Annotated in this window: 12 protein-coding genes; 7 read left to right on the top strand and 5 right to left on the bottom strand. The window is 70.1% G+C overall.

Annotated features, from left to right (window positions below):
- Positions 1-52 precede the first annotated feature (52 nt).
- Complete coding sequence (locus tag WJM95_RS07330; RefSeq protein ID WP_339128716.1) at positions 53-1,180, bottom strand: magnesium and cobalt transport protein CorA; 1,128 nt, start codon at positions 1,178-1,180, stop codon at positions 53-55.
- Positions 1,181-1,511: 331 nt separating this feature from the next.
- Here WJM95_RS07330 and WJM95_RS07325 point away from each other — a divergent pair, with 331 nt between their 5' ends.
- Entirely contained in the window at positions 1,512-2,306 is a 795-nt protein-coding gene (locus WJM95_RS07325; RefSeq protein ID WP_339128715.1) for a methyltransferase domain-containing protein, read from the top strand.
- A gap of 78 nt (positions 2,307-2,384) precedes the next feature.
- Here the strand turns inward: WJM95_RS07325 and WJM95_RS07320 are convergent, their stop codons facing one another.
- Together WJM95_RS07320 and WJM95_RS07315 are read right to left on the bottom strand one after the other, a co-directional pair.
- Entirely contained in the window at positions 2,385-3,380 is a 996-nt protein-coding gene (locus WJM95_RS07320) for a PfkB family carbohydrate kinase (protein WP_339135404.1), read from the bottom strand.
- A gap of 71 nt (positions 3,381-3,451) precedes the next feature.
- Positions 3,452-4,357, bottom strand: a complete 906-nt coding sequence (locus WJM95_RS07315; RefSeq protein ID WP_339128714.1) for a pseudouridine-5'-phosphate glycosidase — start codon at positions 4,355-4,357, stop codon at positions 3,452-3,454.
- A 300-nt stretch (positions 4,358-4,657) separates the two neighbouring features.
- Here WJM95_RS07315 and WJM95_RS07310 point away from each other — a divergent pair, with 300 nt between their 5' ends.
- Positions 4,658-5,020, top strand: a complete 363-nt coding sequence (locus WJM95_RS07310; RefSeq protein ID WP_339128713.1) for a cupin domain-containing protein — start codon at positions 4,658-4,660, stop codon at positions 5,018-5,020.
- A 111-nt stretch (positions 5,021-5,131) separates the two neighbouring features.
- Here WJM95_RS07310 and WJM95_RS07305 read toward each other — a convergent pair whose 3' ends face one another.
- Positions 5,132-5,686, bottom strand: a complete 555-nt coding sequence (locus tag WJM95_RS07305) for a methylated-DNA--[protein]-cysteine S-methyltransferase (protein ID WP_339128712.1) — start codon at positions 5,684-5,686, stop codon at positions 5,132-5,134.
- Positions 5,687-5,763: 77 nt separating this feature from the next.
- On the bottom strand, positions 5,764-6,630 hold the full coding sequence (locus WJM95_RS07300; protein WP_339128710.1) for a glycerophosphodiester phosphodiesterase family protein: 867 nt from the start codon (positions 6,628-6,630) through the stop codon (positions 5,764-5,766).
- Between the two features lie 278 nt (positions 6,631-6,908).
- On the opposite strand from WJM95_RS07300, the gene WJM95_RS07295 reads away from it, so the two are divergent.
- The 5 genes from WJM95_RS07295 (at position 6,909) to WJM95_RS07275 (ending at position 14,114) form a co-directional block, all read left to right on the top strand.
- Complete coding sequence (locus WJM95_RS07295; protein ID WP_339128709.1) at positions 6,909-7,781, top strand: MHYT domain-containing protein; 873 nt, start codon at positions 6,909-6,911, stop codon at positions 7,779-7,781.
- A gap of 39 nt (positions 7,782-7,820) precedes the next feature.
- Positions 7,821-9,953, top strand: coding sequence for an excinuclease ABC subunit UvrB (gene uvrB, locus WJM95_RS07290; protein WP_339128708.1), 2,133 nt, complete (start codon positions 7,821-7,823; stop codon positions 9,951-9,953).
- A gap of 159 nt (positions 9,954-10,112) precedes the next feature.
- Complete coding sequence (locus WJM95_RS07285; RefSeq protein ID WP_339128707.1) at positions 10,113-10,691, top strand: TerD family protein; 579 nt, start codon at positions 10,113-10,115, stop codon at positions 10,689-10,691.
- Between the two features lie 43 nt (positions 10,692-10,734).
- Positions 10,735-12,762, top strand: a complete 2,028-nt coding sequence (locus WJM95_RS07280) for a TerD family protein (protein ID WP_339128706.1) — start codon at positions 10,735-10,737, stop codon at positions 12,760-12,762.
- Positions 12,763-13,124: 362 nt separating this feature from the next.
- Positions 13,125-14,114 carry a TerC family protein gene (locus WJM95_RS07275; protein ID WP_339128705.1) on the top strand — a complete coding sequence of 330 codons (990 nt, stop codon included), beginning with the start codon at positions 13,125-13,127 and terminating at the stop codon, positions 14,112-14,114.
- Positions 14,115-14,123: the final 9 nt, after the last annotated feature.

Below are 14,123 nucleotides of genomic sequence, written 5' to 3'. Positions count from 1 at the left end.
CGGAGCCGTCCCACCCGACCCGACCGGACGGCCGTTCCGGGCGCGTGGGGTGTCAGAGCCAGCCGTTGCGCCGGAACCCTCGGTACAGGACGAGACAGCCGACGGATATGACGCCGATGACGATGGGGTAGCCGAACCTCCAGTGCAGTTCGGGCATGTTGTCGAAGTTCATTCCGTAGACGCCGCAGACCATGGTGGGGACGGCGATGACCGCCGCCCATGCCGTGATCTTGCGCATGTCCTCGTTCTGCGCCACCGTCACCTGCGCGAGATGCGCCTGGAGGATCGAGTTCAGCAACTCGTCGAAGGCGGCTATCTGTTCGGTGACCCGCATCAGATGGTCCGAGACGTCACGGAAGTACGCCTGTATCTCGGGGTCGACCACACGGGCCGGTCGTGCCGCCAGCTCCTGGACGGGCCGGGCCAGGGGAACCACGGCCCGCTTCAGTTCGAGGAGTTCACGCTTGAGCTGGTAGATGCGCCCGGCGTCGGCGCGTGCGCCGTTCTCGGCGAACACGTCGGCCTCGACCTGGTCGATGTCCGCCTGGACCGAGTCCGTGACGTTCACGAAGTCGTCGACCACATGGTCCGCGATCGCGTGCAGCACCGCGGCCGGCCCCTTGGACAACTGCCGCGCGTCGGACTCCAGTTCCTCGCGCAGCGGGCCGAGAGAGCCGTGTCGTCCGTGCCGCACGGTGATGACGAAGTCCGGACCGACGAACACCATGATCTCGCCAGTGTTCACCACCTCGCTGGTCGCCGTCAGCTCCTTGTGCTCGACGTAGCAGACGGTTTTGAACACCGCGAACAGCGTGTCGCCGTACCGCTCCAGCTTCGGACGCTGATGCGCCTCCACCGCGTCCTCGACGGCCAGGGGGTGCAGGTCGAAGAGCTCCGCGATGCCCGCGAACTCCATGTCGGTCGGTTCGTGCAGCCCGAGCCAGACGAATCCCTCGTCGCGCTTGCGGATCCGCTGCACGGTGTCGACCAGGTCGCGGCCTTCGGGGATCCGTACACCGTCGCGGTAGGCGACGCAGTTCACCACCGCGGAGCCCAGCGGCGACCGGGCGGGGTGACTCAGGTCGACACGGCGGTGCCGCCGCGTCAGCCGTGCCACTCTGCGGAGGCCGTCGACCGCGCCGAGAGCCGTCACCCTCCGCAAATTCCCTGCCATGGACATCTGGATCTCCTCGCGTGGATCTCCTCGGGCCGCACTTTGCGCCTGGCGCGCCAGTCTGCCAGGCATGGACGCAGACCGGAAAAGGCTGTGGGAACGGAGCATTCCGTTCCGCGTTGCAGATGCTCAGACGGTTGAGGCGGCCGTTGCTGTCGGGGCAGCCGGAGCGGTCGCTGCCGGCAGGACGGCCTGAGCGGACGCTGCCGTCAGGGCGGCCTGAGCGGTCGCGGCCCTCAGGGTGGCCCGAGCGGCCCGGTCACCTCGTATGGCGTCCATGCCGACATCGGGAGCGTCGCCGATCAGCGTGGAGCGGGTCGGCTGGGATGATCTCCCCATGACGCGAGCCGACGGGTATCTCCTCGACAACCAGCAGACGGAGGCGGGCCGGCGTTTCGAGGCCCTCGCCACTCTCTTCGACCCCACGACGTTCCGGCACATGGAGCGCTTCGGCGTGGGATCCGGCTGGCGCTGCTGGGAGGTCGGGGCCGGCGGCACGTCCGTCGTGTCCTGGCTCGCCAAGAAGGTCGGTCCGACGGGGAAGGTCGTCGCCACCGACATCGACACCTCGTGGGCGGCCTCCGTGGCACGCCCGCCGGTCGAGGTCCGCGTCCACGACGTGGGCGCCGAGGAACCGCCGGGGGAGGGCTTCGACCTCGTGCACGCCCGGCTCGTACTGGTCCATGTGCCGGACAGGGAGCGCGCGTTGCGGTCGATGATCAAGGCGCTGCGGCCCGGTGGCCGGCTTCTCGTCGAGGACGCGGACCCCGCCCTTCAGCCGCTGCTCTGCCCCGAGGAGTACGGCCCCGAGCAGCGGCTCGCGAACCGGCTGCGCCAGGGCTTCCGCAAACTGCTCGCCGAACGCGGCGCCGACCTCTCCTACGGACGCAAACTCCCGCGGCTGCTCCGGGAGGCGGGTCTCTCCGGCGTGGAGGCCGACGCGTACTTCCCGGTCACCTCACCCGCCTGCGCCGTACTGGAGGCCGCCACGGTCCGTCAGATCCGCGACCAGCTCGTCACGGCCGGCCTGGCCACCCGGGAGGAGATCGACGAGCACCTCGCGAACGTGGCCGCCGGTTCCATGGATCTGGCGACCGCGCCGATGATCTCGGCCTGGGGGCGCAAGAGCTGAGCGGGGACGAGGGGCGGGGGCCAGGCCGGATACGGCGCCAGGCCGGATAGCAAGGCGCGTTCCCGCCTGCCGAGGTGTTCAGCGGGCCTGACTCTCTCCGTCCTCCCGTCGGGGATCTTCCGTGGGCGGCTGTCCGCGGTCTTCCACAGGCGGTCGTCCGCGATCTTCCGCGGGCGTTCGTCCCTGGCCCTCGGTCGGCGGTCGTCCGCCGATCCGTTCCACCGCCTTCGCCCCGGCCGTGCATCCCGCTGTCGCCGCCGCCTCGGGACCGGCGCCCGCGAGCAGCGCAGCGAGGAACGCGCCCGTGAAGGCGTCACCGGCGCCCGTGGTGTCCCGCGGCCTCGCCCGCGACGCCGGGACACGAGCGCGGACAGAGCCGGAACGGGCGACGAGGGCACCCTCACTCCCCAGCTTGGCGACGACCAGGGGGAAATGGCGGCTCAGCTTGGCGGCCGCGTCGGCCGGATCGGGCAGCCCGGTCAGCAGGCACGCCTCGTCACGGCTGGGCAGCAGGACGTCCACGCCCGCGCAGAGTTCGAGGAAGCGGTCCACGCCCAGCTCGGTGAGGAATCCCGCCGACGCCGGGTCGAGGCTCACCGGAACACCCCGCGCGCGCGTCGACTCCAGTACCACCGACACCAGGGCCCGGCTCGGTTCGGAGAAGAACAGGTAGCCCGACAGATGGAGCCGCGCGACCCCGTCGAGCAGAGCGGGCGACCAGTCCTCCGGTGCCAGCCGCAATGACGCCCCGCTGTCCGTGAGGAACGTACGCTCCGCCGAGGCGCCGCCGTCCACCAGACAGATCACCGTCCCGGTCGGCGCCGTCGGATCGGTCACCAGGAGGGGCCGTACGCCGCCCGCCCTGAGTTCGCCCTCGTGCCACGCCGCTGAGTCGCCGCCCACCCGGCCGAGCAGCCGTACGTCGGCGCAGCCCTCGTGCGCGGCCCAGCACGCGACATTGGCACCCGCGCCGCCCGGTACCGTCCGGATGGCGGCGACCGTGTCGGTGCCGGGCGCCAGCGGTCCGCGATGCCGTGCGACCACATCCGTGACAACGTCCCCGACGACGAGCAGAGCGCCCTCGAAGAGGCCGCCGCTGTCCGCCGATTCGGTACCGCCGACCTGGACGGCCCGGTCCGTTTTGCTCACGCCCCCGCCCATGCCGACGCGATCCGCCCGGCGAGGCGCACGTTGCCGCGTACGGCCGCCAGATTGGCGGCGAGTGAGGCGCCGTCGGTGTGCCGGACCAGATGGGCGAGCAGGAACGGCGTCACCGCCTGCCCGGTCACACCCTCCGACGCGCAGGCCTCCAGTGCCTCGGCCAGTACGCGCGCGTGCAGCGCGGGATCGAGCTGCTCCTCCTCGGGCACGGGGTTGGCGACGACGAGCGACGAGTCGGGGGAGTGCAGGGCGTCCTGGGCGCGCATCACCTCGGCGACCTGCTCGGGGGAGTCGAGGGTCCAGTCGACGGGGTGTCCCGAGTCGGACAGATAGAAGCCGGGGAACCGGTCCGTGCCGTACCCGGCCACCGCCACGCCCAGTGTCTCCAGACGCTGAAGGGTCGCGGGCACGTCCAGGATCGACTTGACGCCGGCGCACACCACCGTGATCCGGGTGCGTGCCAGCAGGCCCAGATCGGCGGACTCGTCCTGCGTCACCGTCCACTCGCGGTGCACACCGCCGAGCCCTCCCGTGGCGAACACCCGAATCCCCGCGCGGGCCGCCAGCAGGGCCGTCGCGGACACGGTCGTCGCCCCGCTCGCCCCCGCGGCCACGGCGAGCGGCAGGTCCCGGTGCCCCAGCTTGCGGATGCCGTCCTCGTTCGCGATCCGCTCCAGCCGGCTCTTGTCCAGGCCGACGTGAGGTCGCCCGTCCAGGACCGCGATCGTCGCCGGTACGGCGCCCTCCGCGCGAACGACGTCCTCCAGTTCGAGGGCGACCTCCAGATTGCGTGGGCGGGGCAGCCCGTGGGCGATGATCGTGGACTCCAGGGCCACCACCGGCCGACGCGCGTCGAGCGCCTCCCGCACCTCTTCGGACGTCACGATCACGCGCTGCCTCCAGTCGTCGGTCGACGTTCCCGTCCCTGGATCTCTGGCGGGCGGCAGGCCCGGCCAAACCCTCGCGGGCCGCGAGGTACGACGGCGGCCCGGCGGCACGGGGGACAACCCGCCACGACTCGGCCATGCCAACCCGCCATGACTGGGCCACGCCACCCCGCTACGACTCGGCCACGCCAATCCGCCACGACCGGGCCATGTCGTCGCGCCTTCTCGAAGCGGCTTCGGCAGGACAGAGGGGGGCGACCCCCGGCGCCTCCGGCGGAGGGAAAGCCCTTAGGGTGTGCGCTCATGAACACGAACTCCCAGGCCACGCCCTCGTTCGCCGTGCACATTCCCGACGCCGAGCTCGACCCCGAGCCGCTGGACCCGGCCCAGATCGTCTCGGGTGACCCTGCCGTCACGGGCAAGGTCCTGTGGGAGTCCGCCGACGGCAAGCAGCTGCGCGGCATCTGGCAGATCACGCCGGGCGTGGTGACCGACACGGAGGCCAACGAACTCTTCGTCGTGGTCAGCGGCCGCGCCACCATCGAGGTGGAGGGCGGCGACGTCATCGAGGTGGGCCCCGGTGACGCCGCGTTCCTGCGCGAGGGCGACCGTACGACGTGGACCGTCCACGAGACGCTGCGCAAGGCGTACCACATCAGCCTCTGACGGCCCCCGAGGATCACGCGGCTGCTTGTAGGCGAACCGGACCGGACCCCTCGCCCGGCGTCCCATGACGGCGGCCACCGCTGGGCGTCCACGGCGGCGGCCGCCGGGACCTCAGAAAAGTGGCTCCGGGAGGACCCCTTCGAGGGCCAGCAGTTTCCGCTTGGTCTCCAGGCCGCCCCCGAAACCGCCGATGCTGCCGTCGCTCTCGACCACGCGGTGGCACGGCGCCACGACCGGCAGCGGGTTCGAGCCCATGGCCACCCCCACGGCCTGGGCCGCTCCGGGGGCTCCGACCCGTCCGGCCAGGTCGCCGTAGGCCACGACGGAGCCGAACGGAACGCCCGAGTTCAGCTCCCGCAGCACCTGGCGGTTGAACCCCGAGATCAGTGACCAGTCGAGCGGCAGGTCGAAGTCGTGCCGCTCGCCCGCGAAGTACGCCTCCACCTGGCGTATCGCCTCGGCCAGCAGCGGTGACCCGGGCGCCTCGACGGGTTCGGCGCCCAATCGGGACGCGAGCCGGTCGAGCGCCGTGTCGCGCACGGTGTCCGAGGCGTGGAAGACGACGTTGACCAGGCCGTTGGGTGTCGCGGCGAGGAGGAGCGGACCGATGTCCGTGCCGATGACGGACCACACGATCCGCTGCTCGTACCGCCCGTGGCTGTCCATGCGCTCCACCGTACGGCCCGGCACTGACAACGCCCGGTGCGCGGCCGGAATCCGTCCGCGCACCGGGCGACGGCGCGCTAACGCAGAGCCGCGCGGATCACGTCGGGCGTGTTCGTGATGACGCCGTCCGTGCCGAACCCCGCCAGACGCCGCGCGGTCGCCGCGTCGTCCACGGTCCAGGCGAAGACCTTCATCCGGCCGTGCGGGCCGTGGAGCGCGTGGACCGCCGAGACGTAGTCCGGCGACAGGGCGTGGTGGTCGGAGTTGATCTGGTCGGTGAACCGCGCGTACCAGGGCAGCCGCGCGACGGGTGGGGTCCCGAGGAAGGCCGTCGTGATGCCGGGCCGCAACCGGTGCACGGTCCGGACACTGTCCGCGCTGAAGCTCTGGACGATCAGCCTGTCCCGAAGGTGGACCGGGTCGAGCCAGCCCTCGTTGCTCAGCAGTTTGACCGTCTGCCGCTCGATGCCCGGATACAGCTCAGGATTCTTGATCTCCAGGACGAGTTTCTGGTGGTTGCGCGAGACGCGTTCCATGTAGTCGCGCAACGTCGGAACCTTCGCGCCCGCGAATCGCGGGCCGAACCAGCTCCCGGCGTCCAGGCGGGCGATCTCCGCCGCCGTGAAGTCCTTGACGTTCCACGGGCTCCGCCCGGGATAGACCCGCTTGACGTCCGTCGTGCGCGCCAGAGAGGCGTCGTGGAGGACGACCAACTGCCCGTCACGGGTGCGCTGGACGTCGTTCTCGACCCAGTGGAAGCCCAGTTCGGCCGCGCGGTCGATGGAGGCCAGAGTGTTCTCCGGAGCGTATGCCGATGCGCCGCGATGGGCGACGACCAGCGGTGCCGTGATCCGACCGCCGGCCTTGGCGTGCGGGCTGGGCAGTATCAGAACGGCTCCCCCAAGAAGCGCGGCGGTCGTGGCGGCGGCAACGCGCGCGTGCATGCGTTCTCCTCGCGTCGGGTGATCACGGACAGCACAAGATTGACAGCAGAGAGTCGACGGAGGGGGGAAGCGAGATGGCCGCGGATTGAATGGAGTTGTCCAAGTCGGGCCACTGCCAGGGCACAACTGGGGAGAGGTCGTGATTGTTTGCAGGATTATCGTTCGACCATTCCGGTGGGGTCGTACTCTCTCCTTCAACCCGGTCCGCTCCGGCGGTCCGGGCCGCGGGGGCGTTTCGGTCGGTTCCAGGAGCAACAGGGCGGGAAAGGCAGCCGCGCATGCAAGGCACGGTCGACGGCTTCACCTACGGACTCGTCACACCGCTGGTGGCGTATTTCATGGCCTGCCTGGGTGGGGCGCTCGGCCTGCGCTGCACCACCAGATCCATGTGCGTCGCCGGCCCCTGGCGGGCCGCCTGGCTCGCCCTCGGCTCGGTCGCGATCGCCTCCGGCATCTGGACGATGCACTTCATCGCGATGATGGGGTTCACGGTCGAGGAGAGCCCCGTCCACTACGACCGGCCGACGACGTTCGCGAGCCTGGGCGTCGCCGTCCTGATGGTCGGTGCCGGGATCTTCATCGTCGGCTACCAGGGCGCCACCGGGCCTGCGCTCTTCACCGGTGGGACCGTCACCGGCCTGGGCATCGCCTCGATGCACTACCTGGGCATGGCCGGCATGCGGCTCAACGGGAACCTCGCCTACAACACCTTCACCGTCGCCGCCTCGGTCGTCATCGCCGTCGTGGCCGCCATCGCCGCTCTCTGGGCCGCCGGGCAGGTGCGCGGTTTCCTCTGGAGCGTGGGGGCGAGTCTCGTCATGGGGCTGGCCGTCAGCGGCATGCACTACACGGGCATGGCCGCGCTCAGCGTCCATCTGCACGGTCCGGCCGGCGGCACCCCCGCAGGGGACTCGGCCGCCGCCCTGCTCGCGCCCATGATGATCGGCCCGCTGGCCCTCCTGTGTCTGGCGGGCGTCGTCGTGATGTTCGATCCGCAGATGATCGTCGGCAAGCCCGACCGGCGCCCCGCCGAGATCCGGCTGCCGGGCGTCCCGGCCCATCCCGGCCCCGCGCACACCGGCCGCCGACCGGCCGTCCACCCCGTGCGGGAACCCTCCTACCGGCGCTCGCGGACCCCGCAGAGCAGGTGATCCGGCCCGGTTGTCAGTGCGGGGTCGTACGGTGGATCCATGCGGCCCGTATCCAAGATTGAACGTTCGGTGGCGCCCTTCGAGGTCGTCAGCCACTTCCAGCCGAGCGGTGACCAGCCCACGGCCATCGCCGACCTGGAGAAGCGCATCCGCGCAGGTGAGAAGGATGTCGTCCTGCTGGGCGCGACCGGCACCGGCAAGTCCGCCACTACCGCGTGGATGATCGAGAAGCTCCAGCGCCCCACGCTCGTCATGGCACCGAACAAGACGCTGGCCGCCCAGCTGGCCAACGAGTTCCGCGAGCTGCTGCCGAACAACGCCGTCGAATACTTCGTCTCGTACTACGACTACTACCAGCCCGAGGCGTACGTCCCGCAGTCGGACACCTACATCGAGAAGGACTCCTCGGTCAACGAGGAGGTGGAGCGCCTGCGCCACTCCGCGACCAACTCCCTGCTGACCCGCCGTGACGTCGTCGTGGTCGCCTCGGTGTCCTGCATCTACGGCCTCGGTACTCCCCAGGAGTACGTGGACCGGATGGTCAGCCTCAAGGTCGGCGACGAGATCGACCGCGACGCCCTGCTGCGCCGCTTCGTCGACATCCAGTACTCCCGCAACGACGTCGCCTTCGCCCGCGGCACCTTCCGGGTCCGCGGCGACACGATCGAGATCTTCCCGGTCTACGAGGAGCTCGCGGTCCGCATCGAGATGTTCGGCGACGAGATCGAGGCCCTGTCCACGCTGCACCCGCTGACCGGCGAGGTCATCAGCGACGACGACCAGATCTACGTCTTCCCCGCGTCCCACTACGTGGCGGGCCCCGAACGCATGGAGCGCGCCGTCAACGACATCGAGAAGGAGCTGGGCGAACGCCTCGCCGAGCTGGAGAAGCAGAGCAAGCTCCTGGAGGCCCAGCGCCTGCGCATGCGGACCACGTACGACATCGAGATGCTCCGCCAGATCGGCTCCTGCTCCGGTGTCGAGAACTACTCGATGCACTTCGACGGCCGTCAGCCGGGCTCCGCGCCGAACACGCTGATCGACTACTTCCCGGAGGACTTCCTCCTCGTCATCGACGAGTCGCACGTCACCGTCCCGCAGATCGGCGCGATGTACGAAGGCGACGCCTCGCGCAAGCGCACCCTCGTCGACCACGGCTTCCGGCTGCCCTCCGCCCTGGACAACCGCCCCCTGAAGTGGGAGGAGTTCCAGCAGCGGATCGGCCAGACCGTCTACCTCTCGGCCACCCCGGGCAACTACGAACTCTCCCGCTCGGACGGCTACGTCGAGCAGATCATCCGTCCCACCGGCCTGATCGACCCCCAGGTGGTCGTCAAGTCCACCGAGGGCCAGATCGACGACCTCGTGCACGAGATCCGGCAGCGCACCGAGAAGGACGAGCGCGTCCTGGTCACCACGCTCACCAAGAAGATGGCCGAGGACCTCACCGACTACTTCCTGGAACTGGGCATCCAGGTGCGCTATCTGCACAGCGACGTCGACACCCTGCGCCGCGTCGAGCTGCTGCGCGAACTGCGCGCCGGCGAGTTCGACGTCCTGGTCGGCATCAACCTGCTGCGCGAGGGCCTCGACCTTCCCGAGGTCTCCCTGGTGGCGATCCTCGACGCCGACAAGGAGGGCTTCCTGCGCTCGGGAACCTCCCTGATCCAGACCATCGGCCGCGCGGCGCGCAATGTCTCCGGCCAGGTCCACATGTACGCGGACCGGATCACCCCGGCGATGGAGAAGGCCATCGAGGAGACCAACCGCCGCCGCGAGAAGCAGATCGCGTACAACAAGGAGCGGGGCATCGACCCGCAGCCGCTGCGCAAGAAGATCAACGACATCGTGGCGCAGATCGCCCGCGAGGACGTCGACACCGAGCAGCTCCTCGGCTCCGGCTACCGCAAGACGAAGGACGGCAAGGGCGCCAAGGCCCCGGTGCCCGCGCTGGGCGCCAAGGCGACCCGAGCCGCCAAGTCCGCCAAGGACAAGGCCGCGGTGCCGACCGACCGCCCCGCGGCCGAACTCGCCCAGCAGATCGAGGACCTGACGGAACGGATGCGCGCCGCGGCGGCCGACCTCCAGTTCGAGATCGCGGCCCGTCTGCGCGACGAGGTGTCCGAGATGAAGAAGGAACTGCGGCAGATGAAGGAGGCGGGAATCGCCTGACGGTCGCCTCGACGGCGCCGGATCCCGGCCGATGCGTGATGTGTTGCAAGACCGACACAAAGTGCGGCCCGGGCTTCGGCGCTGTCAGTGCCGCTGCGTAGGGTTCTGTTCATCCGCGGATTCCGCGGCAACAGGGGACAGTTCGAGAGGGGACAGCGCGTGACGGTCAATATGACCAAGGGTCAGGCCATCAGTCTGCAGAAGAACGACGGGGGCACGCTGACCGCGGTCCGTATGGGACTCGGCTGGCAGGCGGCCCCCCGGCGCGGCCTGTTCGGCTCGCGCACCCGCGAGATCGACCTCGACGCGTCCGCCGTGCTGTTCGCCGACAAGCAGCCCGTCGACGTGGTCTTCTTCCGTCACCTCGTCAGCGACGACGGCTCGGTGCGGCACACCGGTGACAACCTCGTCGGCGGTGCGGGCCAGGGCGGTGACGACGAGTCCATCCTCGTCGACCTCCAGCGCGTCCCGGTCCACATCGACCAGATCATCTTCACCGTGAACTCCTTCACGGGCCAGACCTTCCAGGAAGTGCAGAACGCGTTCTGCCGTCTGGTCGACGAGACCAACGGCCAGGAGCTCGCGCGCTACACCCTGGCCGGCGGCGGCCAGTACACGGCCCAGATCATGGCGAAGGTGCACCGCTCCGGAAGCGGCTGGCAGATGACGGCCCTCGGCACGCCGGCCAACGGCCGCACGTTCCAGGACCTGATGCCCGCCATACTGCCGCACCTCTGAGCGGCCGGCGCAGACGCACGCAGCGACACAGGGGGACAAGGCGATGACGGCCGAGCTGGTCAGGGGACAGAACCACCCGCTCTCCGAGGTCCGTCTCGAGGTCCGGATCTCGGCCGGCAAGCCGATCGTGGCGGGGGCCACGCTCAGCGACGAGCAGGGCAGGGTCCGGGGCGTCGAGTGGGTGATCCACCCGGGCGCGCCCACGCTCCCCGGACTCGAAGTCTCCAAGCAGGCGGCGGCCGACCACCGACTGGCGTTCGACCTGGGCGCCCTGCCGCAGGACGTGCACCGGGTCAGCGTGCTGCTCGCGCTGCCCACCGGCGTCGGCGGACCGGTCCGGTTCGGCGCCGTCGCCGCCCCCTTCGTCGCGGTCACCGGCCTCGACGGTCGCGAAGTCGCCAGCTACACCGTCACCGGACTGGACACCGAGTCCGCCGTCGTGGCCCTGGAGCTCTACCGCAGGCAGGGAGCCTGGAAGGTGCGCGCCGTCGGCCAGGGCTACGCGGGCGGGCTCGCCGACCTCCTCGCCGACCAGGGACTTCCGGAGGCCCGGCAGCTCGCGGCCGGCATCAACGAAGCGGTGGCCCGGGGCATGGCACGGTCGGTGGCGGCGCCCCCGCCCCGCACCCCGGACGCGGACCGGTCACGCCAGACCGCCGCCCCGGCCCAGGGACCGGAACAGCCTTACAGCGGAGCAGGATCCCAGGGCGCCCAAGGGACCGTGCCGCCGCAGCAGAATCCGTACACCCCCGCTCCGCAGGGAGCCACGGCCGACGGGACCGGTCGCGCGGGAGGCCCCGTGCAACCCGGCCTTTCCCCGGCCGCCCCGCCGTCGCCGTCCACCGCCGGTGGTCCGGTCGACTACAGCCACCCCGGACGGCAGACCACAGCTCCGCCACCGCCCCCGCCGACCGCTCCTCCGGCCCAGCCCGGACAGCCCGCGCAGCCGGTCGCGGGAGACGCGACCGGCTGGTCCATGGAAGAGCGGCTCTACAACCAGGTCTGGGGGATGTTCGAGGACCTGGCCCGGACCGTCGCCGCGTACCGCAGCGCCGTCGACTTCGCCGACTCCCGCATGGAGAAGGAGCTCGACCAGGTCCTCTCCGACCCGCGCAACCGGATCGGGGGGCAGGGCGACGCCGCTCGCGAAGCCGCCCGCGCCAAGCACGCGCAACTGGTCGACCAGGCACGAGCCGCCCTCGACCGGGACCTCGCCCAGCTCACGGCCGAGGCCGAGGTCGTGGAGCCCGCGCTGCCCATGGCCTACGCGCGCTGGGACAACCCGGTCTGGCACGGCTACCGCGCCCCCATGGAGATACCCATGGCGCTGAGGCTCGGCGACCTCCGGCTGCCCGAGGCCGAGAACCTGAGCATCCCGATGCTGGTGTGTCTTCCACTGGAGCGCGGCCTGTGGATCGACAGCGGTCGCACCTCCCTGGAGGGCACGCTCGCCGATGCCGACCAGGTGCGCCGCCTCGCCATGGACACCGCCGTGGCACACGCGGCCCGGCTGCTCGCGGTCTATCCCGCGGGCGAGTTCACCGTGCATGTCATCGACCCGGCGGGTACCGGAGCCTCGTCGCTGGCACCGCTGACGCAGTCCGGGGTGCTCGGGAGTCCTCCGGCCGCGGGCGCATCGGGGGTGGCGGACGTACTGAACCGTCTCACCCAGCGGGTCGACCTGGTGCAGATGGCGTTGCGCGGGGGAGCGGCGGACTCGCTGCCGCCGGACCTCGACACCGCCGAGCAGTTGCTGATCGTCAACGACTTCCCGCACGGCTTCGACGACCGGGCCGTCACCCAGCTCCGCTATCTGGCGGACGAAGGACCGGCCGTCGGTGTCCATCTGATGATGGTGGCGGACCGGGAGGACGCCACGGCGTACGGGCCACTGCTCGACCCCCTGTGGCGGTCGCTGCTGCGGATCACACCGGTGCCCGACGACCATCTCGCCGATCCATGGGTCGGGCACGCGTGGACGTACGAGCCCGCACTCGTGCCGGCGAACAGCCAGGTGCTCCAACGGGTTCTCGCGCAGGTGGCGGAAGCCCGCCGGTCGTGGAACCACTGAGCCGACCCCGGTGCGTCCGGCCGCGGCCCCTCCGACCCCGCACGTTCGTCCGCTCGCGGCCCCCGGGACTTGGCGCCCGAACGGCTGACCAAGCAACAGTAAAGCCGTCCTGACCTGCGAACTTGGTCTTTATTTTACTTACTCCTTTACCTTTCCTTGGTGATTCGGGTACTCTTTTTCCATACGGAGGGGAGTACTCCCTACCTGCTGCGACGCACCCGTCAATACGGATCGAATCGGATCCCGGGGCGTCGGCCCGCAGGCTCCCGAGGCGCATCCAGCGCCCCGGCGGCCGCGGGTGGAAGAGACCTCCGGTGGCGAACGACGCTGAAAATCTGCCGTTACGTACTGCCGGAGGCGCAGTGGATGTTTCCCTGACCCTGTGGGTCCTGACCATCGTGGGGCTGGCCGCACTGATCGCGGTCGACTTCTTCATCGGCCGCAAGCCGCACGACGTATCGATCAAGGAAGCCGGAATCTGGACGGTCGTCTGGATCGCCCTCGCCGGGCTGTTCGGACTCGGACTGCTCCTCTTCGCCGGCGGACAGCCCGCCGGAGAGTTCTTCGCCGGCTTCATCACCGAGAAGTCGCTGAGTGTCGACAACCTCTTCGTCTTCGTCCTGATCATGGCGAAGTTCGCGGTGCCCTCGAAGTATCAGCAGCGGGTGCTCCTCGTGGGCGTCCTCATAGCGCTCGTCCTGCGTACGGTGTTCATCGCCGCGGGCGCCGCGATCATCGCGAACTTCGCGTGGGTCTTCTACATCTTCGGCGCGTTCCTCATCTACACCGCCTGGAAGCTGATCCAGGAGGCCCGGGCCGACGAGGACGACGAGGAGTTCGAGGAGAACAAGCTCCTCAAGGCCGCCGAGCGGCGGTTCGGCGTGGCCGACCGCTATCACGGCACCAAGCTGTGGATCCGCCAGAACGGCAAGCGCGTCATGACGCCGATGCTGGTCGTGATGCTGGCGATCGGCACCACCGACGTGCTCTTCGCACTCGACTCGATCCCCGCGATCTTCGGCCTGACCCAGGATCCGTACATCGTCTTCACGGCCAACGCCTTCGCGCTGATGGGCCTGCGGCAGCTGTACTTCCTCATCGGCGGCCTGCTCAAGAAGCTGGTCCACCTGAGCTACGGCCTGTCGGTCATCCTCGGATTCATCGGCATCAAGCTGGTCCTGCACGCGCTGCACGAGTCCGGTGTCCATGTTCCCGAGATATCCATCCCGGTCTCGCTCGGCGTGATCTGCGCGGTCCTCGTGGTCACCACGATCACCAGCCTCATGGCCACCAGGAAGCAGGAGGCGCGCGAGCGGACCGAGAGTGCTTCGAAGGAGAGCGTTGACGTCTGACCGCGTCGC

The sequence above is a fragment of the Streptomyces sp. f51 genome (assembly GCF_037940415.1).
Taxonomy (GTDB): domain Bacteria; phylum Actinomycetota; class Actinomycetes; order Streptomycetales; family Streptomycetaceae; genus Streptomyces.
The sequence above is the reverse complement of the archived record's forward strand: the minus strand, read 5'-3'. Positions and strand labels throughout refer to the sequence as shown.

Excerpts from the sequence above, each read along its gene's own strand:
- WJM95_RS07325 (WP_339128715.1), top strand. The coding sequence starts at position 1,512 with ATGACGCGAGCCGACGGGTATCTCCTCGACAACCAGCAGACGGAGGCG.
- WJM95_RS07300 (WP_339128710.1), bottom strand. The coding sequence starts at position 6,630 with ATGCACGCGCGCGTTGCCGCCGCCACGACCGCCGCGCTTCTTGGGGGA.
- WJM95_RS07295 (WP_339128709.1), top strand. The coding sequence starts at position 6,909 with ATGCAAGGCACGGTCGACGGCTTCACCTACGGACTCGTCACACCGCTG.
- uvrB (WP_339128708.1), top strand. The coding sequence starts at position 7,821 with ATGCGGCCCGTATCCAAGATTGAACGTTCGGTGGCGCCCTTCGAGGTC.
- WJM95_RS07330 (WP_339128716.1), bottom strand. The coding sequence starts at position 1,180 with ATGTCCATGGCAGGGAATTTGCGGAGGGTGACGGCTCTCGGCGCGGTC.
- WJM95_RS07280 (WP_339128706.1), top strand. The coding sequence starts at position 10,735 with ATGACGGCCGAGCTGGTCAGGGGACAGAACCACCCGCTCTCCGAGGTC.
- WJM95_RS07305 (WP_339128712.1), bottom strand. The coding sequence starts at position 5,686 with ATGGACAGCCACGGGCGGTACGAGCAGCGGATCGTGTGGTCCGTCATC.
- WJM95_RS07310 (WP_339128713.1), top strand. The coding sequence starts at position 4,658 with ATGAACACGAACTCCCAGGCCACGCCCTCGTTCGCCGTGCACATTCCC.